At 66.0% G+C, this 19,628-nt stretch carries 21 protein-coding genes; 5 read left to right on the forward strand and 16 right to left on the reverse strand.

All coding sequences use genetic code 11. The features are described from left to right. The first annotated feature begins 21 nt into the window (after nucleotides 1-21). Both xseA and phaR read left to right on the forward strand, forming a co-directional pair. Nucleotides 22-1,563: an exodeoxyribonuclease VII large subunit gene (xseA, locus tag CDO87_RS16745; protein ID WP_100929834.1), complete on the forward strand. Its 1,542-nt coding sequence runs from the start codon at nucleotides 22-24 to the stop codon at nucleotides 1,561-1,563. Between the two features lie 136 nt (nucleotides 1,564-1,699). Continuing rightward, nucleotides 1,700-2,245, forward strand: a complete 546-nt coding sequence (phaR, locus tag CDO87_RS16750) for a polyhydroxyalkanoate synthesis repressor PhaR (protein WP_100929835.1) — start codon at nucleotides 1,700-1,702, stop codon at nucleotides 2,243-2,245. A 74-nt stretch (nucleotides 2,246-2,319) separates the two neighbouring features. Here phaR and CDO87_RS16755 read toward each other — a convergent pair whose 3' ends face one another. The 8 genes from CDO87_RS16755 to CDO87_RS16790 form a co-directional block, all read right to left on the reverse strand. Further along, complete coding sequence (locus tag CDO87_RS16755; protein WP_100929836.1) at nucleotides 2,320-3,525, reverse strand: DegT/DnrJ/EryC1/StrS aminotransferase family protein; 1,206 nt, start codon at nucleotides 3,523-3,525, stop codon at nucleotides 2,320-2,322. Nucleotides 3,526-3,654: 129 nt separating this feature from the next. Then, nucleotides 3,655-4,956, reverse strand: a complete 1,302-nt coding sequence (locus CDO87_RS16760; protein ID WP_100929837.1) for an FAD-binding oxidoreductase — start codon at nucleotides 4,954-4,956, stop codon at nucleotides 3,655-3,657. A gap of 99 nt (nucleotides 4,957-5,055) precedes the next feature. Next, nucleotides 5,056-6,414: a glutamine synthetase family protein gene (locus tag CDO87_RS16765; protein WP_100929838.1), complete on the reverse strand. Its 1,359-nt coding sequence runs from the start codon at nucleotides 6,412-6,414 to the stop codon at nucleotides 5,056-5,058. Then, complete coding sequence (locus CDO87_RS16770; RefSeq protein WP_100929839.1) at nucleotides 6,411-7,094, reverse strand: type 1 glutamine amidotransferase; 684 nt, start codon at nucleotides 7,092-7,094, stop codon at nucleotides 6,411-6,413. Before CDO87_RS16770 ends, CDO87_RS16765 begins: the two co-directional genes overlap by 4 nt. A gap of 70 nt (nucleotides 7,095-7,164) precedes the next feature. Then, on the reverse strand, nucleotides 7,165-8,511 hold the full coding sequence (locus tag CDO87_RS16775; RefSeq protein WP_100929840.1) for a glutamine synthetase family protein: 1,347 nt from the start codon (nucleotides 8,509-8,511) through the stop codon (nucleotides 7,165-7,167). Between the two features lie 68 nt (nucleotides 8,512-8,579). Then, nucleotides 8,580-8,783: a hypothetical protein gene (locus CDO87_RS16780; RefSeq protein ID WP_100929841.1), complete on the reverse strand. Its 204-nt coding sequence runs from the start codon at nucleotides 8,781-8,783 to the stop codon at nucleotides 8,580-8,582. 347 nt (nucleotides 8,784-9,130) lie between these two features. Beyond that, nucleotides 9,131-9,937 carry an ABC transporter permease gene (locus CDO87_RS16785; protein ID WP_100929842.1) on the reverse strand — a complete coding sequence of 269 codons (807 nt, stop codon included), beginning with the start codon at nucleotides 9,935-9,937 and terminating at the stop codon, nucleotides 9,131-9,133. Between the two features lie 91 nt (nucleotides 9,938-10,028). Further along, nucleotides 10,029-10,910 (reverse strand): ABC transporter permease, encoded by an 882-nt coding sequence (locus CDO87_RS16790; protein ID WP_100929843.1) that lies wholly within the window; start codon nucleotides 10,908-10,910, stop codon nucleotides 10,029-10,031. A 187-nt stretch (nucleotides 10,911-11,097) separates the two neighbouring features. Here CDO87_RS16790 and CDO87_RS16795 point away from each other — a divergent pair, with 187 nt between their 5' ends. Continuing rightward, a complete protein-coding gene (locus tag CDO87_RS16795; protein WP_100929844.1) occupies nucleotides 11,098-11,304 on the forward strand; it encodes a hypothetical protein in 207 nt (68 codons plus the stop codon). A 39-nt stretch (nucleotides 11,305-11,343) separates the two neighbouring features. On the opposite strand, the gene CDO87_RS16800 is transcribed toward CDO87_RS16795, so the two are convergent. The 6 genes from CDO87_RS16800 to CDO87_RS16825 all read right to left on the reverse strand — a co-directional run bounded on the left by CDO87_RS16800 (nucleotide 11,344) and on the right by CDO87_RS16825 (nucleotide 15,521). Next, nucleotides 11,344-12,069 (reverse strand): transporter substrate-binding domain-containing protein, encoded by a 726-nt coding sequence (locus CDO87_RS16800; protein WP_100929845.1) that lies wholly within the window; start codon nucleotides 12,067-12,069, stop codon nucleotides 11,344-11,346. Between the two features lie 75 nt (nucleotides 12,070-12,144). Continuing rightward, entirely contained in the window at nucleotides 12,145-12,918 is a 774-nt protein-coding gene (locus tag CDO87_RS16805; protein ID WP_100929846.1) for an ABC transporter ATP-binding protein, read from the reverse strand. 104 nt (nucleotides 12,919-13,022) lie between these two features. Next, nucleotides 13,023-13,748: a phosphate/phosphite/phosphonate ABC transporter substrate-binding protein gene (locus CDO87_RS16810; RefSeq protein ID WP_100929847.1), complete on the reverse strand. Its 726-nt coding sequence runs from the start codon at nucleotides 13,746-13,748 to the stop codon at nucleotides 13,023-13,025. Then, on the reverse strand, nucleotides 13,745-14,185 hold the full coding sequence (locus CDO87_RS16815) for a TerB family tellurite resistance protein (RefSeq protein WP_100929848.1): 441 nt from the start codon (nucleotides 14,183-14,185) through the stop codon (nucleotides 13,745-13,747). Before CDO87_RS16815 ends, CDO87_RS16810 begins: the two co-directional genes overlap by 4 nt. Nucleotides 14,186-14,239: 54 nt before the next feature. Beyond that, nucleotides 14,240-14,683, reverse strand: a complete 444-nt coding sequence (locus CDO87_RS16820) for a TerB family tellurite resistance protein (RefSeq protein WP_100929849.1) — start codon at nucleotides 14,681-14,683, stop codon at nucleotides 14,240-14,242. A gap of 34 nt (nucleotides 14,684-14,717) precedes the next feature. After that, the gene (locus tag CDO87_RS16825; RefSeq protein WP_100929850.1) at nucleotides 14,718-15,521 is read right to left on the reverse strand and encodes a 23S rRNA (adenine(2030)-N(6))-methyltransferase RlmJ; all 804 of its coding nucleotides are present in this window, start codon (nucleotides 15,519-15,521) and stop codon (nucleotides 14,718-14,720) included. A gap of 427 nt (nucleotides 15,522-15,948) precedes the next feature. Here CDO87_RS16825 and CDO87_RS16830 point away from each other — a divergent pair, with 427 nt between their 5' ends. Next, entirely contained in the window at nucleotides 15,949-16,209 is a 261-nt protein-coding gene (locus CDO87_RS16830; protein ID WP_100929851.1) for a hypothetical protein, read from the forward strand. A 377-nt stretch (nucleotides 16,210-16,586) separates the two neighbouring features. Here the strand turns inward: CDO87_RS16830 and CDO87_RS16835 are convergent, their stop codons facing one another. Continuing rightward, on the reverse strand, nucleotides 16,587-18,230 hold the full coding sequence (locus tag CDO87_RS16835; protein WP_100929852.1) for a CTP synthase: 1,644 nt from the start codon (nucleotides 18,228-18,230) through the stop codon (nucleotides 16,587-16,589). A gap of 426 nt (nucleotides 18,231-18,656) precedes the next feature. On the opposite strand from CDO87_RS16835, the gene CDO87_RS16840 reads away from it, so the two are divergent. Next, the gene (locus tag CDO87_RS16840; RefSeq protein WP_100929853.1) at nucleotides 18,657-19,046 is read left to right on the forward strand and encodes a hypothetical protein; all 390 of its coding nucleotides are present in this window, start codon (nucleotides 18,657-18,659) and stop codon (nucleotides 19,044-19,046) included. Nucleotides 19,047-19,126: 80 nt separating this feature from the next. Here CDO87_RS16840 and secG read toward each other — a convergent pair whose 3' ends face one another. Then, entirely contained in the window at nucleotides 19,127-19,507 is a 381-nt protein-coding gene (secG, locus tag CDO87_RS16845) for a preprotein translocase subunit SecG (RefSeq protein ID WP_100929854.1), read from the reverse strand. Nucleotides 19,508-19,628: the final 121 nt, after the last annotated feature.

A 19,628-nucleotide genomic window follows, 5' to 3' on the forward strand; every position in this document is an offset into this window, starting at 1 on the left:
GTGAGGGCAAGAGAGCGTGGCATGGACCTGATCGACGACGGCACGAATGGCAACACGCCGGAATTCTCGGTCTCCGAGCTTTCGGGCGCGGTGAAGCGCGTGATCGAGGGGGAGTTCGGTTTCGTCCGGGTGCGGGGCGAGGTGGGGCGCGTGTCGCGACCGCGCTCCGGGCACGTGTACCTGGACCTGAAGGACGACCGGTCGGTGATCTCCGGGGTGATGTGGAAGGGCGTGGCGTCGCGTCTGCAGACCCAGCCGGAGGAAGGGATGGAGGTGGTGGCCACCGGACGGCTGACCACCTTCCCGGGGCAGTCCAAGTACCAGATCGTGCTGGAGGATATCCGTCCGGCGGGCGCGGGCGCGCTGATGGCGATGCTGGAAAAGCGCAAGGCGGCGCTGGCGGCGGAAGGCCTTTTCGATGCCGGGCGCAAGAAACCCTTGCCTTACCTGCCGGAGATCATCGGTGTCGTGACCTCGCCTTCGGGCGCGGTCATCCGGGATATCCTGCATCGGCTGCGCGATCGTTTCCCGCGCAAGGTTCTGATCTGGCCGGTGGCGGTGCAGGGCGCGGCCTGCGCGCCGGAGGTGGCCCGGGCCATCGAGGGGTTCAACCGCTTCCAGCGCGGCGGTGCCTTGCCGCGACCGGACCTGCTGATCGTGGCAAGGGGGGGCGGCTCCGTCGAGGACCTCTGGGGGTTCAACGAGGAGGTCGTGGCGCGGGCGGCGGCGGCTTCCGACATCCCTCTGATATCCGCGGTGGGGCACGAGACCGACACCACACTGATCGACTTCGTGTCCGACCGCCGGGCGCCGACGCCCACTGCCGCCGCCGAACTGGCGGTGCCGGTGCGTATGGAACTTGCTGCACAGACCCGGGACTTCGGTGCACGAATGACCCGCGCCATGGGCCTCAGGATCGAGCATCGCGGGCAGCGGCTGCGCGATCTGGCGCGTGCGCTTCCCCGCCCGGAGGAACTGGTCGAAGGGCCGCGGCAGCGGCTGGATGTCATGGGCGACCGGCTGCCCGCGGCACTGACCCGCGCGGTGGACCGGCAGCGCCTGCGGCTGACCGAAACCGTGGGGTCCCTGCGCCCTGCAATCCTGCGGCGCGCGGTGTCGGTGGAGCGTGGGCGGCTGGATGAGCGCGCGGCCCGCCTTGGCCCGGCGCTGGAACGGGCCATCAAGGTGCGGCGGGACACGCTGGACGCGCGGGCCGCGCGGTTGACGCCGCGTGCCATCCTGCGCGAGATCGGCACCGGGCGCGAGCGGCTGGACCGGTTGTCCCAACGGATGGATGCCGCGCAGGAGGCCCGCCTTCAGGATACCCGTCAGCGGCTGGAGGCCTTGGCCCGCCTGGCCGAGACGCTCTCGTATCGCGCCACGCTCGACCGCGGCTATGCCGTCGTCTGGTCCGAGAGCGGGGTTGTCACCAGCCGGGCCGCTGCGGAGGAGGCCTCCGGGCTGGAGGTGGAATTCGCCGACGGGAGGCTGAAGCTGGGCGGCGGCGCGCCCCAACGCCGCAAGGCAAAACAGGAGCCGCCCGAGCAGGGCAGCCTGTTCTGACGGGCGCGCCTGCCGTAACCCCCTGCCACGTCACGCTTTCAGCGCATGGAAGCCCTGCTCACAGAAGGGTTTCCTTTTCTTCTGCGCTCGCATAGGCTTTGCTGCATCGCTGCATTTTCCGGAGGAGGGGGAACCCGTGGCCGAGACCGAAAAACCGCTTTTGATCAAGCGTTACGCCAGCCGGCGGCTGTACAACACCGAGACCTCCGACTACGTGACGCTGGAGGATATCGCGGGCTTCATTCGCGATGGCCGGGACGTGCAGATCGTCGACCTGAAGTCCGGAGATGACCTGACGCGGCAGTACCTTCTGCAGATCGTGGCGGAGCATGAAAGCAAGGGCGAGTCCGTCCTGCCGATCAACGTGCTGACCGACCTTGTCCGCAGCTACACGACGCAGGCCACCAGCACGGTGCCGCAGTTCTTGGCCCAGACCTTCGAGATGTTCCGCGACAGCCAGTCGAAGTGGGTCGAGAACATGGGCAACATGAACCCGTCCATGGCCAAGAGCCTCGAGGCGATGCAGGCGCAGCAGGAGGCGTTCCTGAAGGCGATGACCGGCGGGGTTGCGGGCTCGACCGGGCCGACGATGGAGACACCGGCCAAGGGCGGGGACGACCTCGACGATATAAAGAAACAACTGGCCGAGCTTCAGAACAAGTTGTCGAAGCTCGACAAGTAAGCCCGTCGTTCATCGAAGGCGCGCCACCCGGGCCTGCCGGTGCGCGCCTTTCTGACTTCTGGAGGCCTGTTTGATCAGGTGCCGTAGGCGCGCTGGTCGCCCATGACGGTCTCGGCGGCGTGGATCAGCACGGCCGCCACCGCATCGCACTCTTCCTCCGTCAGGCGGGCGGGCAGGCGGGTGTCGCAGGCGCACATCAGCATGGCGCGGGTCTTCGGCAGATCGGGCATCTCGGGTAGGAACTGCCAGTTCCAGTAGGCCCGGGCGTTGTCCGTACTCAGCCCAAAGACCTGCACCTTCACTCCGTTGCCCGCCGCGACCGAGACGAAGGCGCGGGTCTGCGCCTCGTCCATGCCGACCACGTTGAACTGGAGCGAGTCCGGGGCGCGCATCTCCGGCTCGAGCCGGGCGGGGACGTGCAGCCAGGGCGAGGCGTCGATCTGCGTGGCCACCCGGTCGTGGTTGCGGCGGCCATCGGTCACTCGGCGCGCGATATGCGGAATTTGAGGACGGATCACCGCTGCCGAGAGGTTCGACATGCGCAGATTGTAGAGCGGCAGGCGGTTCTGCCAGCGGGCAAAGGCGGCCTCCAACTCGGCGGTGTTGTCGCCGGGGCGGAGGTGCTTCTGCCACATGTGTTCGTATGCGCCAGAGAGGATCACGGCGCGCGCCACCACCTCTGCGTCGTCGGTGATCAGGATGCCGCCCTCGCCGGCGTTCAGCAGCTTGTAGGACTGGAAGCTGAAACAGCCGATCCGGCCAATGGTGCCGATCTTGCGGCCGTGCCAGGTGGTGCCCAGCGAATGGGCCGCGTCCTCGATGACCGGGATGCCCTTCGCATCGCAGAGCGCCATGATCGCGTCCATGTCCGAGGTGTGACCGCGCATGTGCGAGACGATGACGGCCGAGACGCTGTCCAGCTTGGCCGCGAAGTCGTCCATGTCGATGCGGTAGTTGTCGCCGCATTCGCACAGCACGGGGACAAGGTCCGCGTGGATGATGGAGGAGGGCACCGCGGCGAAGGTGAACCCCGGGATCAGCACGCGTGCATCGCGGGGCAGGCCGAGTGCCTTGAGCGACAGGAACAGCGCGGCCGAGCAGGAGGATACGGCCAGTGCGTATTTCACCCCCATCTCGGCGGCGAATTCGCGTTCCAGCAGGGCGACGGGCGCATCTTCGGGCGCGGTGTAACGGAACAGGTCGCCGGATTGCAGCAGGCGGTCGATCTCGGCGCGGGCCTCGGGCGGGATCGGCTCGGCGTCATGCATGTTGGGGAGCATGGTTTTCAAAATCCTTAAGGTCCGTTTTCGGAAATCTAAAACAAGCGGACGCGCAGCGCAAAGGGTCTTTGCGCCGCAGGACGCGACGGGCAGGGATTTTGTGGCCGATGGGTGACGGGATCGGGGGCGTCAGATGCCGAGGCGGTCGCGCAACGAGAACCACGTCATCGCCAGCATCAGCAGCGGAGAGCGCAAGGCGCCTCCGCCCGGGAAGACCGGCGTGGGCAGGCGGGCGAAGGTGTCGAACCCCTCCGACTGGCCGCGCACGGCCTCTGCCAGAAGGCGCCCGGCCTGCACCGCGTTGCCCACCCCGTGGCCGGAGTAGCCCGAGGCCGAGAGCACGTTCGGCCCAAGCCGCGCCAGGTGGGGCAGGCGCTTCATGGTGATCGCCAGCGTGCCGCCCCATGCGTGGGTCAGGGGGGCGTCGGCGAGGTGGGGGAAGATCCGCGATAGGGGCTTGCGCACCGTGGCACGGATGTCCTTCGGGAACTTGTAACCGTAGCTTTCGCCGCCGCCGAACAGCAGACGCCGGTCCTCGGACAGGCGGAAGTAGTTGACCACGAAGAGGTCGTCGGCCACGGCCACATCGCGCGCCAGCACCCTGTCGGCGGCATCGCCCAGCGGTTCTGTCGCGACGATGAAGTTGTTGATCGGCATGACCCGCGCCGCGACGTTGGTGTCGAGCCCGCCGAGGTAACCGCCGGTGGCGAGGATCAGGTGGTCGGCCTCGACCCGCCCGGCCTCGGTCTGGACGGTCACGCGGGCGCCTTCCTTGATGTGGTGCACCGCCGAGCGTTCGAAGATCCGTGCGCCCGCGCCGTCTGCCGCCCGGGCCAGCCCCAGCGCCAGCTTCAGGGGGTGCAGGTGCGCGGCGCCCATGTCGAGCATCCCGCCGCAATAGGCCGGGGAGGGACAGACTGCGTGGAACGCGTCCTTGTCCATCGCCTCGATCGGATAGCCGTATCGTTCGCCCATGTGTGCGGCGTAGCGGTGCATCCAGTCGGCGGAGTCCGCCGAGGTCGCGGCCCAGGCCACCCCCGGTTTCAGCGCGCAGTCGATGTCGTGCCGCGCAATCAGATCGCGGACCAGCGCCTTGGCATCTTCGCCCAGATCCCACAGGCGCCGCGCCTCTTCCGGGCCGACCATCTTTTCCAGCGTGAACTGGTCCTGCCGTTGGCCGGACCCCAACTGCCCGCCGTTGCGCCCGGAGGCGCCGAAGCCCACGCGATGCGCCTCGACCAGAACCACGTCCAGACCGGTTTCGGCCAGGTGCAGCGCTGCCGACAGGCCGGTGTAGCCGCCGCCGACCACGCAGACGTCCGCCTGAACGGTGCCCTTGAGCACCGGGTAAGGCGGCAGCGGTTCTGCCGTATCTGCGTACCAGCTTTGCGGGTATTCGCCGCGGCGATCATTTGAAAACAACAGGTTCACGCGACCTCCACATGTCTTTGGCCACACGCCGGACGGCGACCGGGCGTCATGCGCCCGGCGGTCAGGGGGCGGCGAGGGACAAACCGCCCGCGGCGGGTGTCATACGTTCAGGAGCAGGTGTTCCCGTTCCCAGGGCGAGATCACCTGTAGGAACTCCTCGTACTCCGCCCGCTTGACGATGCCATAGACGCGGCAGAACTCCGGCCCCAGCACCTGGTGCAGGGCGTGGGCCTCCTCGAACAGCTCCAGCGCCTGTCCCAGCACCTGCGGGAAGTCGCCGTCGCCCTCGTAGGCATCGCCCATGAATTCGTCGGACGGTTCCAGCTCGGCCACCAGCCCGAGGTATCCGCAGGCCAGCGAGGCCGCGATCCCGAGGTAGGGGTTGCAGTCCATGCCCGCGACGCGGTTCTCCACCCGGCGGGCGTCGGGCGAGGCCAGCGGCACGCGGATGCCCGTCGTGCGGTTGTCGCGCCCCCATTCGAGGTTGATGGGCGCCGCGTGGTCCTTCACGTACCGCCGGTAGCTGTTCACGTAGGGCGCCATCACCGCGATGGCCGTCGGCATGTGCCGCTGGAGCCCGCCGATGAAGTGGCGGAACATGGCGGTCTCTTCGCCCTCCGGCCCGGCAAAGACGTTCTGCCCGGTCTCGAGGTCCAGCACCGAATGGTGGATGTGCATGGCCGAGCCGGGCTCGTCCGCGATAGGCTTGGCCATGAAGGTGGCAAAACAGTCGTGCCGCAGCGCCGCCTCGCGGATCAGCCGCTTGAAGTAGAAGACCTCGTCCGCAAGCTTGACCGGGTTGCCGTGCCGCAGGTTGATCTCGAGCTGGCCTGCGCCGCCTTCCTGCGTGATGCCGTCGATCTCGAATCCCTGCGCCTCGGCAAAGTCGTAGATGTCGTCGATCACCGGGCCGAACTCGTCCACCGCGGTCATCGAATAAGCCTGCCGCGCCGCTGCCGGACGGCCCGAACGGCCCATCATCGGCTTGATGTCATGCGCCGGGTCGATGTTGCGGGCGACGAGGAAGAATTCCATCTCCGGCGCCACGACCGGTTTCCAGCCCTTGGCCTCATAGAGGCTCACGACCCGCTTCAGGACGTTGCGCGGCGAGAACGGGATCGGTTCGCCATGGCGGTCGAAGGCGTCGTGGATCACCTGCAGCGTCCAGTCGCCGGTCCAGGGGGCCGCCGTCGCCGTCGACATGTCCGGCTTCAGGATCATGTCCCGCTCGATGAAGCCGTCTTCGCCTGCGGCCTCGCCCCAGTCGCCGGTGATCGTCTGGTAGAAGATCGAATCCGGCAGGTGGAAGTGTTTCTGCCGCGCGAATTTCGAGGCAGGCACCGCCTTGCCGCGGGCAATGCCCGGCAGGTCGGAGATGATGCACTCCACCTCGTCCAGCCGCCGTTGCGAAAGGTATTCCCGCGCCGCCTCTGGCAGTTCGTCCTCGAATCCGCTCATGAAATCGTCCTTTCCCGGAAGAACCGCGCGAACATCTCGGCGATCTTTCCGCTGTCGAGGGGCGTCCCCAGCTTCGCTGCGGCCGCCGCCAGTGTGTCATCCGGCACCACGCCGGGCCCGCGCGTCTCGATCAGGGCGCGGGTGTAGGCGTCGTCGAACTCCGGATGCGGCTGCACGCTCACCGCCTTGCCGGGGTAGAGCAGCGCCGCGTGGGTGCAGAAATCGCTCGACGCGATGGTTTCGGACCCGTCGGGGGGCGTGATAACCTGGTCTTGGTGGTAGGCGTGGATCACCCGGTCGCCGTCGGGGAAACGGTAGGTGACGGGGCCGATGGACCAGCCGCCCCTGAACTTCTCGACGTGCCCGCCAAGCGCCTGCGCAATGGCCTGGTGCCCGAAACACACGCCGACCATGGGCTTGTCGGCGGCAAAGGCGTCGCGGATGAACTGCATCAGCGGCTCCATCCACGGATGATCCTCGTAGACCCCGTGACGGGAGCCAGTGATCAGCCAGCCATCCGCATCCTCGACGCTGTCCGGAAAGACGCCGTCGACGACCGACCAGCTTTCGAAGTCGAAGCCGTAGGGTTTCAGCATACGGACGAAGAAATCCGGATATTCGCCGAACTCGGAGACGAGATCAGAAGGAACAGGGCCGGTTTGCAGAATACCGATCTTCATGGATCACCACGGTTTGTCGGGACGTTAAGCGGCTCGGCGACCCGCCGCAAGGGGGCCGCGCGAGACGGGTTCAGACGGTGTCGAGGTAGATGTCGACGCGCTCCTGCTCGGTCAGGTCTTCCATGTCGCGGCTTTCCTGACGTTTGAGCATGACTGTGTTGCGGATCATCTCGCGCGGGAAGATGCGCGGCAGGACGGTGCTTTTCTCGAAGGCGTCGATGGCGCTGTCCCAGTCGCGGGGGATGGACGGCAGGTCCTGCACGTAGGCGTTGCCGGTGATCGGCGGCGGGGGCATCTCGCCGTCCTCGATGCCCATCAGTGCCGCCCCGAGGATCGCCACCAGCACGAGGTAGGGGTTCACGTCGCCGCCGGACACACGGTGCTCGATCCGGCGCGCGGCGGGGCTGCCCGAAGGCACGCGGATCGCCACGGTGCGGTTCTCGTAGGCCCAGGACAGGGCCGCGGGCGCGTGCGCGCCGGGCACGAAGCGTTCGTAGCTGTTGAGGTGCGGGGCAAAGATCAGCGTGCTGTCGTGCAGCGCCTTCAGGCAGCCGGCGATGGCGTGGTGAAGGACCTCCGTCCCCTCCTGTCCGCCGTTGTCGAAGATATTCCTGCCGTCCTTGTCGAGCACGGAGAAGTGCGCGTGCATCCCGGAGCCCGCGTAATCCGCATAAGGTTTCGCCATGAAGGAGGCGGCGAAGCCGTGCTTGCGGGCCAGACCCTTCACCAGCGTCTTGAACAGCCACGCGTCGTCGGCGGCCTTCAGCGCGTCGTCCTGGTGCAGCAGGTTGACCTCGAACTGGCCGAGACCGGCCTCCGAGATCATCGTGTCCGCCGGGATGTCCATCAGCTCGCAGGCGTCGTAGAGGTCGGTAAAGAACGTGTCGAAGGCATCGAGGGCGCGGATCGACAGGACCTCTGCCATGTCGCGCCGCTTGCCCGACCGGGGCGACACCGGCACCCGGAGCGTGCGGCCGCTGTCGTCGATCAGGTAGAACTCCAGCTCGACCGCGCAGACCGGGGTCAGGCCGCGCTCGGTGTAGCGTTGGAGGATCGCGTTCAGCGCGTGGCGAGGATCGCCGTCATAGGGCCGCCCGTCCTCGTGGAACATCCACAAGGGAAGCAAGGCCGAGGGCGCCTCCAGCCATGGCATGGGAACGAAACCGCGTTCCGTCGGAAACAGCGTTGCGTCGCGGTCGCCTGAATCGAAGACCAGCGGGCTGTCGTCGATGTCTTCGCCCCAGATGTCGACGGAGAGGGCGGAAAACGGAAAGCGGGTCCCGTCCGACAGCAGCTTGATTGCGGAGGGGATGGGCATCCGTTTGCCGCGTGCGACACCGTTCAGGTCGCAGGCGGCGGCTCGGATGGTACGGATCTGCGGGCGCTCGTGCAGCCAGGAGGCAGCGGGGGCGGGCATTGTGGGCCTCGTTATCGTTTTTTGATCAAATTACTGATAACGAGAAGCGGCCCTGTTTGACAAGGCCGCTACGGTGTCCCGATGCTGTAAAAGAGGAGCGCCGACGCAAATTCCACCGGAAGCAGCAGCAAACCGATGACGGTGAAGAACATCCGGCGGCGTCCGATGCGCGTCATGTTCTGGTAGCTCGTCGACGATTGCATGGCGACATATGTGAAAATGATCAGGATCATTCTCAGGACAAACAAGGCGAGGATGAGTGTGACTGTCATGGATGAGGGCCTCCAATCAGATTGCCCGGCGTCTGTGAGTGTGGACGACGAAACCATCATCGGCGAAGTGGCGGTCGCTGCGAAGAGGCGGCGGTCAATGGCGCCGTCAGATGCCCGGTTCGATGGCAGCGGGAATGCGGTCGCCCCCAAATCGTGCGCAATTGGAAGGCGGGGAAAGGCGGTTCATGGCCTTACCCGACCAATTTACTCGAAAACGGCGATACACCAATAGGGTGATTCTGTTTGCGCAGGAGACAACCTGTCGAAGCGTGCCGACATAAGGCCGCAAAGGCGCCCGCGCTCCGTGACTTGCGGGACGCGCGACCCAGATGTTCCAGCGGAGTTTGTCAGCGCAGAAGTTGGGGTTTCAGCCGCAGCCGGGACCGGACCGCACTGGGCAGGTGCCGGTTCAGCCGCCGGTTCACCAGCCCGAACACGCCGATGATCGCGAGCGTGACGAGGATGAAGTAGCAGGCCAGGATCGGGTAGGGGACAAACGGGTTGAACGTCTTGTCCGCGAAGTACTGCGCGTAATAGAGCGCGTCGCCCCCCTGCTGGCGCGCCGGGAACCCCGAGAAGAAGACCAGCGTCGTCGCATGGAAGAGGAAGATCGCCTCGTTTGTGTAGGCGGGCCACGCCAGCCGCAGCATCGTGGGCCAGGTGATCTTGCGGAACTTGGCCCAGCCCGCGAACCCATAGGCATCTGCTGCCTCCAGATCGCCCTTGGGGACCGACAGCAGCGCGCCGTAGAAGATCTCTCCGGAATAGGCGGCGGTGTTCAGGAACAGCACGATCAGCGCCCCGAGCCACGCGGAGGTGAAGGGATCGAAGAACGGGTAGACCGACTTCAGCGACTGGAAGGTGAAGTAGGCAAAGAAGAACTGGATGAACAGCGGACTGCCGCGGAAGATGAAGATGAACCATTCCGCCGGTTTGCGCAGCCACGGCCGGACGGACGCCTTGCCAAGCGCAAGTGCGGTGGCAAGGACGAACCCGGTCATCAGCGCCACGAGCCCGAAGTAGACGTTCCAGATCATTCCGGACCCGATCAGGACGACCTGCTTGCAGAGGGTGAAATCGTCGCGCGGCAAGAGCCGCTCGCCGTAGCCCAGCGACCGGAAGGCATACATCTGCACCGTGTCCCAGCAGCTCATGAGGCGCGTTCCCGCAGGGCGTCGGGCAATCGGCCATTCGGCTGTGCGGTCGTCGCGATGAACGGGGCGGCGCGGTGCGCGGTCGGGGTCATCATGCCGCCTTCCTCTGTGTTTCGCCGCCCATGGTGGCCTGTCCATGGGTCAGCTTCTGCATGACGCGCGCCAGCACCTTCTCGGACACCCAAGTGAACAGCAGATAGAAGACGAGCAGCGCGAGGAAGTACCACATGCGCCAGTCGCCGTGCGGGTAGTCGGTGAAGCGTGCGGTCTTGGCGCCGCCCAGCTCGCGCGCCCAGTAGACGATGTCCTCGACCCCCAGCAGGAACAGGAGCGGCGTCGCCTTGATCAGCACCATCCAGAGGTTGGACAGGCCGGGCAGGGCGTAGACCCACATCTGCGGGATCAGGATGCGCCATGTCGTCTGGCGGGGGGACATGCCGTAGGCCTCCGCCGTCTCGAGCTGCGCCTGTGGCACCGCACGCATGGCGCCGAACAGCACGTTGGCGGCAAAGGCCCCGAAGACGATGGAGAAGGTCAGCACGGCCAGCAGGAACCCGTAGGTTTCGTGCTGCCATTGCGGCGCGTTGCCCAGAGGCAGCTTGGCGGCGGCGCAGACCACGAAGTCGTTGCCCTGCCGGATCGGCATGTCCCAGTCCGGGCATTTGACCTCGTGCCGAATCCATTCGAAGAACTGGTCGAGCGCGATCACGAAGAACAGGAAGAAGGCGATGTCCGGCACGCCCCGGACGATGGCGATGTAGCCCCGGCCGAACAGCGACAGCGGCAGGAACCGCGACCGCGCCGCCATCGCCCCGCCAAGCCCGAAGGCCAAGGCCACGGGCGCGGTGATCGCCAGCAGCAGCAGAACCGTGCCGATGGACCAGTAGATCGCAACGTGCTTGCCCGTGGTCAGGTAGCACGACAGCCACGCGAGGCCGTCCAAAACGCTCGGGTCCGTGCAGAAATTGAACATTCCGGGCTCCTGCTGCGCCCTCGCACGGGCGAATACCTGACTTGACGCCTCTTAGCGTTTTGTCGGGTCCGATCCGTCCTGTAAGCTGGACGGGTTTTAAAAACTCAATTCAGAGGACCACATTATAAGCGACGAATTCCAGTTCAAGAAACCAAGCCCTGCAGCCGTTATCGACAATGGATCCGGGATGTTCCAGCCACCGATGCCGGTGTTCGAAGACCCGTCGTTCGGCAAGCAGTTTCCCCCGACCGTGTCCTATGAGTATTCGGATGACGGCTCGCTTCTGCCGGTAGCGTTCGAAGATCCTTCGTTCGGGAAGAACCCGCCGCCGGTTTTCGAAGACCCCTCGTTCGGCTTTCTGCCTCCGGCCTTCGAAGATCCGAGCTTTGGCTGAGAAAGGGGCCGCGCGCAGGACGCGCGGCCCGTCCTCGGATCAGAAGCCTTCGCCGATTTCCCACTTGGCGATCAGCTCGTTCAGCGATCCGTCGTCCTTCATGGACTGGATCGCCGCGTCGAACTTCTCGCGCAGCTCGCCGTCGCTTTCGCGCAGGCCCAGGCCGATGCCGCCACCGATCAGGACGTTCTCGCCCACGAAGACGAGGTCCGCGTTCTCTGCCTCGATCGGTTCGAGGTAGGCCCGGTCGGCCAGAACCGCGTCCGCCTCGCCGTTGCGCACGGCGGCGATGGTTTCGTCCGGGGTGGCGAATTCCAGCAAGGTCGCGCCCTGCTCGGCCACGTAGGAGGCCTGGATCGTGTTGGCCTGCGCCGCGATCACGCCGCCTTCGAGGTCAAGCTCGGTGCCGTCCATGGCGAGGAAGGCGGACGGGTCCGGCTGGGTGTAGTTCTGGGTGAAGTCGATGACCTCGTCGCGCTCGTCGGTGATCGACATGCCGGCGATGATCGTGTCGTAGTTGCCGCTGACGAGGTTCGGGATGATCGAATCCCACTCGTTCGTCACCCATTCGCAGGTCAGTTCGGCGCGCGCGCAGAGCTCGTCACCCAGTTCGCGCTCGAAGCCGTCGACCTCGCCGGCGTCGTTGATGAAGTTGTACGGAGGGTAGGCGCCCTCGGTCCCCATGCGCACGACGGAGTGGCTCTCGGCCATGGCTGCACCGGCCATCATCGCCAGCGCCGCGGTTCCGATCAGAAGGTTCTTCATGTCTTGCTCCCTGAGTTTCCCGGGTCCCGTCCCTTGGTCCGGCCCGGCGTATGTGGTCAGACGGTCGTTGCCGCCTCACGCATGAACGGTCGACTGCAGGAACCCCTGCAGACGTTCCGATTTCGGTGCACCGAAGAGCGTCTCCGGCGGGCCCTGTTCCTCGATCAGACCGCGGTGCAGAAAGATCACGTGGTCCGAGACGTCAGAGGCCATCTTCATGTCATGGGTGACGATCAGCATGGTGCGGCCTTCCTCGGCCAGCGCCTTGATGACCTTCACCACTTCCTGCTCCAGCTCGGGGTCGAGCGCGGAGGTCGGTTCGTCGAACAGCAGTGCCTCCGGCTCCATGCACAGGGCGCGGGCGATGGCGGCGCGCTGCTGCTGGCCGCCCGAAAGCTGGGCGGGAAAGGCGTCGCACTTGTCGCCGATCCCCACCTTGTCGAGGTAACCGCGGGCGGCGCGCTCCACCTTGTCGCGCGGACGGCCCAGCACGGTCAGCGGCGCCTCCATCACGTTCTGCAGGATGGTCATGTGGGACCAGAGGTTGAACTGCTGGAACACCATCGACAGGTTGGTCCGGATGCGCAGCACCTGCTTCGGATCGGCCGGCCTGCGGGCGTGGCCCGACCCCTTCCAGTGCACCGGCTCGCCCTTGAAGACGATGTCGCCCTGCTGGCTGTCCTCAAGCAAGTTGCAGCACCTCAGCAGCGTGGACTTGCCCGACCCGGACGATCCGATCAGCGACACCACATCCCCACGGCGGGCGGTCACATCCACGCCCTTCAGCACTTCGAGACTGCCGTACGCCTTGTGAAGATTACGGATTTCGATGACGGGTGTTTCGGTCAAGAAGGCCTCTTGCGGGTCCGGTCTGGCGCGTTGCCGGGTATCAACGCGCAATCACGTGATCTTGGCAAGAGGGCAGAGGGCAAAAACGCGCCGCTGACGTTTCGTCAAACAGGCGGCGGCGCCGGGATGGGCAGGGCGAGATAGGCATCCACCTCCAGGACCACCAGCCCGCGCGGCCCGCCAAGCGCACGCCGGTCCTCGGCGGTCAGCCGGTCGAGCGCGTGGGAGATGCCCTTCTGGAGCGGCGAGAGGTCGGACCCGCGCGCCGCGATCAGGGGCAGGCCGGGGGTGGGGCGCGTGCGTCGCCGGACGGTCAGTCGTTGCGCCAGATCCGGGTCGTATGCCTCCACCAGCCGCCAGGTCACCGCGTCGACAAAGGCCACGTCCGCCGCACCCCGCGACACGGCCTCCGCCGACGCACGGTGCGCGCCGGTCGGGATGTAGCCGGCGAACCGGGCACCTTCCGTTGCTGCCCAGCCCGACTGGCTGTCGGCGGAATTGTAGGCAAGGCGCAGGTTTTGTTCCGGTCGGTCCTCGCCGATGCGGGTCAGAACGACGGAGTAATAGTGACCGGGGGGCGTGTCGGGCAGGTCGAAGTCGAGGGTGCCCACGTAGTCGACGGACCTGTGCAGGGCGGCGCGAAAGGGCAGCCCGCATGTCTGGGACAGGGCGAGGTCCGGCGCGCGCCAGTGATCCATCCAGTCCTGCGGCAGGTCTTCGGGCGGGGTCAGGGGCGGCAGGCCCGGTGAGGTGTCCCGCACCAGTGTCCACAGCCGCCGCCACGCCGTCGCGTTTTCCTGCCGCCAGTACATCGGCAGGCTGGCGATCATGCCCTGTCTTCGACCCTCTGGCGGGCCAGCGCGCTGTCCACGTCGCTGATGCCCAGCAGGTTCGACACCAGCCGCAGCAGCGCATCTTCTCGCGCGTCGCGGTCGTCGTCCGCCAGCACCACCAGCCAGAGCGCCTCGATCACCGCGATGCGCTGGTCGTAGGGCACGGCATCCTTGATGGCGCGGGTAAAGCGGACAGTGTCGGGCGCCTGAGACTCGAGCTCTTCGGCCTGTGCGCGGAGGTCCTGCGCAGCCTCGGGGCTGAGCGCGTAGCGCGCGGTGGTGATCCGGTCGATGCGTTGCGCTTCGGCACTGTCATAGACACCGTCGGCGCGGGCGACCCGAACCAACAGCGCCGTCAGGGCCAGCCGGGCGTCTTCATCGGGAAGCTGCGCGGGCTTAGGATCGGTGAGTCTTTTTAGAAAATCGGCGAACATCAGGGGGATATAACCTCTCTCCCGGTGGCGGCAAGTGGTGTCCCGCGCGGCGGATCACGGAATGACAGAGGCCAGCCGCGCTTCCTCGGAATCGGTCCGTTCGATGCCCAGGTGGGTTTCCACGAGATCGACCAGTGCCTGTTCGCGCGTGTCGGTGATGCCGTCCGAGCGCGCCACCCGCCACAGCGCCTGCACGGCCTCCAGCCGGTGGGCATAGTCCACGTGGTTGCGAATCAGCCCGGCCAGCTCGGCGTCGTCGGCGATCGTGTGGGCCAGCCGTTCGCACATGGCCCGCATCTTGGCGGCCTCGACCGGGTTGAGGTCGTTCCACTCGGCCAGCGTCCGGTCGATCTGCTCGATTTCCTCGAAGAGATACGCGCTGTCCGCTTGCGCCACCCGAACCAGCAGAGTCCCCAGCGCGTATTTCGCGTCCAGTTCCGGCAGCGGTTCAGGTGTGGCCGGCTTGCTGCGGAAGAAGGTTGTCAGGCGTTCGAACATGGAATCCCCCGTGTTGTCGGCGGTCAGGATACTCTCAACGCCCGCTGCGCCGGGGCGGTTTCCGGTCCGAAAACAAACTTCCGGAGAGGTGTTGCAACTCTGCCTCCAGCCCCCAGGGCGGGTTGATGACGAACAGGCCGGAGCCGACCATCCGGTGTCCTTCGCGCGCGGGCGGAAAGGCGACCTCGTGCGTTAGCGCATCGGGGAAGGCGGCCTGAAGCGTTTGGATCATCGGCAGATGTGGTTTCTCAGTCAGGATCGGATACCAGATCATGACGATGCCCACGTTCCACTTGGCCGCGATGGCCTGCACGGTGCGGGGCACGGTGACGTAGTCGGACTTCACCTCCCAGCTCGGGTCGATCAGCATCAGGCCCCGGCGCGGATCGGGCGGGGTGAGCGACAGAGCGAGCTCGAAACCGTCCTGGTTGTAGATCTGGGTGGTGGGGGAGCGGAGGGCCGTGCGCAGGGCGGCGTGTTCCTGCGGGTGCAGTTCGGCCAGGTGCAGGCGGTCGTCGTCGCGCAGCAGGGTTTGGGCGATCATCGGCGATCCGGGGTAGGCGTTCGGGCCATGGGCCGTGCGGACCTGCTCAACCGCAACGCGATAGGGATGCGTGGCGGGGATCTGTTCCAGCAGCCGCGCGATGCCCTGCGCCGCCTCGCCGGTTTTCTGCGCTTCCGCACCGCCCAGATCGTAGAGCGCGCGCCCGGCGTGCGTCTCGATGTAGGTGAGCGGTTTGGGCTTCTTCATCATGTAGTCCAGCGCCCACGCCAGCGCGGCGTGCTTGTGGACGTCCGCCAGATTCCCGGCGTGATAGGCGTGTTGATAGGACAGCATGGATGCTGCGTAAGGCGCGCCCTCTGCCGGGGCAAGTGTTCTGACTCGGTGCGACGGGAATTTGCCGGGCTGACTGGATGTGCAGTGACTTTGCACCGGTTGGGGGCGTTCGTGTGCGGGCTTTGCGAACCGTATTTAAATCCATATTTTTCAGTGCTTTGGGTTTTACTTGGATGCGGCTTCGAAAGACTGGCACTCCCCGCCGGATCGGCAGGGCATACCGGATCTCGGCAGGCCTCGCGGGTACGGCAAGGGGCCGGTGAAACTGCCGGAAACGCGCACGTCCCGACCTTGCGGCAATCTGAGGTTGATATGACAACACCGAAAAAATGCAACCTTGAGGTTGCCTCGGGGCGGTCTGCTCTGCCCAGATTTTGCCGTCTTGCATTGTAAGCCTCAAGGAAACGAACCGAAGAGGCAGAGAGCAATGTACAAAAGAATCCTCGATATCGTCCTGTGTTCCACGGTTGTTCTGGGGTTCTCGTCCGGCGCGGTGGCGTCGCTGACGCGGGCGGACATGCACGCGCTGTCTGACTACATGATCGCGTCGAGCGGCTTCACCTGCGTCGAGGTGAAGGCCGTCGCGCCGACTCCGGCGGAACACGTGTACCGTGTAAGTTGTGACAACGGCGCGGGGAAGCAGGTCTATGTCATCAATGCGCGGACCGGCGAGGTCTGGCGGACCTGAGCGCCGTTAACGCTGCGCGCGATGTCGTGCAACGGGGCCCCGGGGCGGGCGATCGGGCACGAACTTAACCCCTTTCCAACAAAGGTTGATGGGCTGGAAGGGGCGAACCGGCCGGTTTGAGGGGTCTAACCGGCCGGTTCTTAACCATTGGACCGTGACGCTGCGTCACGGTTCCGGGTTTTTCGTCAAGGTTCTGGTAACCGGGCCGCCGAGGGCACCCGGACCGCCCGGAAAACCGCAGAGCGGGGAAAGAGAACGCCCCGGGGAACACGTCGCAGAACGTGCCCCGGGGCGTTCACGTTTCAGGTCTGGTCTTCGGCCAGGTGACCGGACAGTCGACGGGCGGGAGAGCCTTGGCACGCCCCGCCTTGGCCGGTTCAGACCAGCCGCGACACTTCCTTGGCCGCGCGCACGAAGTCCCTGAACAGCGGGTGCGGGTCGAAGGGTTTGGACTTCAGCTCCGGGTGGAACTGGACGCCGATGAACCACGGGTGGTCCGGCCATTCGACGATTTCCGGCAGACGGCCGTCCGGGGACATGCCCGAGAAGCGCAGGCCGGAGGCCTCCAGCGCGTCCTTGTACTTGATGTCGACCTCGTAGCGGTGGCGGTGACGTTCGTCGATGGTCGTGCGGCCGTAGACCTTCGCCACGCGGGAGCCTTCGGTCAGCACGGCGTCGTAGGCGCCGAGGCGCATGGTGCCGCCCTTGGCGTCGTCCGGGCGGCGGTTGACCTTCTCGTTGCCCTGGATCCATTCCTTGAGGTGGTAGACCACCGGCTCGAACCGCTTTTCGCCGGCCTCGTGGTCGAACTCCTCGGAGCCGGCCTTCTTGACGCCCGCGACGTTGCGGGCGGCCTCGATCACCGCCATCTGCATACCCAGACAGATGCCCAGGTAGGGGATCTTGTGCTCGCGTGCGTATTGCGCGGCCTTGATCTTGCCCTCCGTCCCGCGTTCGCCGAAGCCGCCGGGGACGAGGATGGCATCGTAGTTCTCGAGGTAGGGGCCGGGGTCCTCACGCTCGAACAGTTCCGCGTCGACCCATTCGACGTTGACCTTGACGCGGTTCGCCATGCCGCCGTGGGTCAGCGCCTCGGCAATGGATTTGTAGGCGTCCTCGAGCTGGGTGTACTTGCCGACGATGGCGACGGTGACCTCGCCCTCGGGGTTGAAGATGCGGTCGTTGACGTCTTCCCACTTCTCGAGGTTGGGCTTCGGCGCGGGGGTGATCCCGAAGGCGTCGAGCACGGCCTGATCCAGCCCCTCGCGGTGATAGGCGATGGGCGCCTCGTAGATCGACTTGAGATCCTGCGCGGCGATCACGCTGTCGGGGCGGACGTTGCAGAACAGCGCCAGCTTCTCGCGCTCCTTCGCCGGGATGGGCCCTTCGGAGCGGCAGACGAGGATGTCGGGCGCGAGACCGATGGACCGGAGTTCCTTGACGGAGTGCTGCGTGGGCTTGGTCTTAAGCTCGCCGCTGGCCTTGATGTAAGGCAGCAGCGTCAGGTGCATGAAGATGCACTGGCCGCGCGGCTTGTCCTGGGAGAACTGGCGGATCGCCTCGAAGAAGGGCAGCCCCTCGATGTCGCCGACGGTGCCGCCGATCTCGCAGAGCATGAAGTCGACCTCGTCCTCTCCGATGGAGATGAAGTCCTTGATCTCGTTGGTGACGTGCGGGATCACCTGGATCGTCTTGCCGAGGTAGTCGCCGCGGCGCTCCTTTTCGAGCACGTTGGTGTAGATCCGCCCCGAGGAGATGGAATCGGTCATGCGGGCCGGAACGCCGGTGAAGCGTTCGTAGTGCCCGAGGTCGAGGTCGGTCTCTGCGCCGTCGTCGGTGACGAAGACCTCGCCGTGTTCGAAGGGCGACATGGTGCCCGGATCGACGTTCAGATAGGGGTCGAGCTTGCGCAGACGGACGGAGAAGCCCCTTGCCTGCAACAGCGCCCCCAGCGCGGCGGAAGCCAGTCCCTTGCCGAGCGAAGAGACCACACCGCCGGTGATGAAGATGAAACGCGCCATCAGGAAACCCCGTGTCTTTGCCTGTATTTCCGGTCTTTCGAGTGTCGTCCGACCGGGTGATCAGCCGTTGGACAGGCGGCTTGTACCGCATGTGTCATCGGCTGCAACACGGGATTTGGCGTATAGCGGATTCGGACCGGAAAGTCCAGCCGGGGCGCAATATGCTGTTGGCCCCGGCGGGGGGCGGTGCAAGGGATTGTAGGTCGGGATCGGGCTCTCTGGGCGCTATGGGATGGTTCCGGGCGGTGTTCCGCGGTGTGGCGGGCCGGGGCGTCCGGGTCGTGCCGGGCTTGCGGGGCGGGTCTGCCGGGGCTGCGTGCAGCCGATGCGCTTCAAGGTCGGGAATGACGGACTGTTGCTGCGGCAAAACATGCGGCACGATCGCCGCATTGACCGAACCAGACATTTTCGAAGCAGGGCATGAGTATGGAACAGTTTTCACTGAACTACGGAAGGATCACCGGGACCTACAGCGGAAGCGGCAGCGCGCTGGGGGGATTCTCCGACGTGTCCGGGCTGGGCACAGAGACCGAGGTGATCGAGTACCGCGAGGGCGGCACGGCGGGTGCCGCGGCGGGCAACGACAACGAGTATCGCTATGTGCCGGTGCGGCGCTTTTTCGGCGAGGACGAAGACGGTTTCGATTTCCGTGACAACGGCGGGGACGGTGAAGCGGTGAAGGTGAAGCCGGTCTTCGTGACCTCCGTCCAGACCGGCGGCTCAAGCGGCATGGACGATTACCCGGCCGCTGACGTGGAGGACGGACCGGGCTTCGATGCCTTCGGCACCGGGGACGGGTATTTCGACTTCGGCTGAGTCGCCGGGCATACAGACGAAACGGAAAAGGCGGCCCCGGAGGCCGCCTTTTGTCATGCGTTTCGCCGTTGTGGCGCGTGTCAGTCCGCGCTGGGGACCAGCGGCGCGTCGGTGTTGCCGCCCGAGGACGGCGGCGCCAGCAGGTCGTCGGTGTTGATGTCACCGCCGGGCGTGGTCGCAGGCTCTTCCTGCGTGGAGCGGCCCGCGGGTGCGAGACGGTCGAGGATCGAGGTCCCGGCAGAGTTCTGCGCCGCGATGATCGTCAGGGTGATCGAGGTGACGATGAAGGCGATGGCCAGCACCCAAGTCACCTTTGCCAGCGGCGTGGTGGGCGCGCGGGCGCCCGCCGGACCGCCACCGCCGCCCATACCCAGGCCGCCCCCTTCATTGCGCTGGAGAAGCACGACTCCGATCAGGCCGAGGGCGAGAAGGAGGTGGATGATGAGGATGACGTTTTGCATTGGTGCTCGCGGTCACGCTTTGGGTTTGCGGTCATGTAGGGGAATGAGCCGGCATGCGCAAGCCGATGACGGGGGACGGCAGGTCGCGGGGGCGGCGAAACGGGCCGGGGCGGCCCTGTTC

Source organism: Sagittula sp. P11 (assembly GCF_002814095.1).
Classification (GTDB): Bacteria; Pseudomonadota; Alphaproteobacteria; order Rhodobacterales; family Rhodobacteraceae; genus Sagittula.

What these genes read in the sequence shown, in the direction of transcription:
- xseA (WP_100929834.1), top strand. Translation starts at nt 22, where the DNA reads ATGGACCTGATCGACGACGGCACGAATGGCAACACGCCGGAATTCTCG.
- CDO87_RS16755 (WP_100929836.1), bottom strand. Translation starts at nt 3,525, where the DNA reads ATGCTCCCCAACATGCATGACGCCGAGCCGATCCCGCCCGAGGCCCGC.
- CDO87_RS16765 (WP_100929838.1), bottom strand. Translation starts at nt 6,414, where the DNA reads ATGAGCGGATTCGAGGACGAACTGCCAGAGGCGGCGCGGGAATACCTT.
- CDO87_RS16770 (WP_100929839.1), bottom strand. Translation starts at nt 7,094, where the DNA reads ATGAAGATCGGTATTCTGCAAACCGGCCCTGTTCCTTCTGATCTCGTC.
- CDO87_RS16775 (WP_100929840.1), bottom strand. Translation starts at nt 8,511, where the DNA reads ATGCCCGCCCCCGCTGCCTCCTGGCTGCACGAGCGCCCGCAGATCCGT.
- CDO87_RS16780 (WP_100929841.1), bottom strand. Translation starts at nt 8,783, where the DNA reads ATGACAGTCACACTCATCCTCGCCTTGTTTGTCCTGAGAATGATCCTG.
- CDO87_RS16785 (WP_100929842.1), bottom strand. Translation starts at nt 9,937, where the DNA reads ATGAGCTGCTGGGACACGGTGCAGATGTATGCCTTCCGGTCGCTGGGC.
- CDO87_RS16790 (WP_100929843.1), bottom strand. Translation starts at nt 10,910, where the DNA reads ATGTTCAATTTCTGCACGGACCCGAGCGTTTTGGACGGCCTCGCGTGG.
- CDO87_RS16795 (WP_100929844.1), top strand. Translation starts at nt 11,098, where the DNA reads ATGTTCCAGCCACCGATGCCGGTGTTCGAAGACCCGTCGTTCGGCAAG.
- CDO87_RS16800 (WP_100929845.1), bottom strand. Translation starts at nt 12,069, where the DNA reads ATGAAGAACCTTCTGATCGGAACCGCGGCGCTGGCGATGATGGCCGGT.
- CDO87_RS16810 (WP_100929847.1), bottom strand. Translation starts at nt 13,748, where the DNA reads ATGATCGCCAGCCTGCCGATGTACTGGCGGCAGGAAAACGCGACGGCG.
- CDO87_RS16815 (WP_100929848.1), bottom strand. Translation starts at nt 14,185, where the DNA reads ATGTTCGCCGATTTTCTAAAAAGACTCACCGATCCTAAGCCCGCGCAG.
- CDO87_RS16820 (WP_100929849.1), bottom strand. Translation starts at nt 14,683, where the DNA reads ATGTTCGAACGCCTGACAACCTTCTTCCGCAGCAAGCCGGCCACACCT.
- CDO87_RS16825 (WP_100929850.1), bottom strand. Translation starts at nt 15,521, where the DNA reads ATGCTGTCCTATCAACACGCCTATCACGCCGGGAATCTGGCGGACGTC.
- CDO87_RS16830 (WP_100929851.1), top strand. Translation starts at nt 15,949, where the DNA reads ATGTACAAAAGAATCCTCGATATCGTCCTGTGTTCCACGGTTGTTCTG.
- CDO87_RS16835 (WP_100929852.1), bottom strand. Translation starts at nt 18,230, where the DNA reads ATGGCGCGTTTCATCTTCATCACCGGCGGTGTGGTCTCTTCGCTCGGC.
- CDO87_RS16840 (WP_100929853.1), top strand. Translation starts at nt 18,657, where the DNA reads ATGGAACAGTTTTCACTGAACTACGGAAGGATCACCGGGACCTACAGC.
- secG (WP_100929854.1), bottom strand. Translation starts at nt 19,507, where the DNA reads ATGCAAAACGTCATCCTCATCATCCACCTCCTTCTCGCCCTCGGCCTG.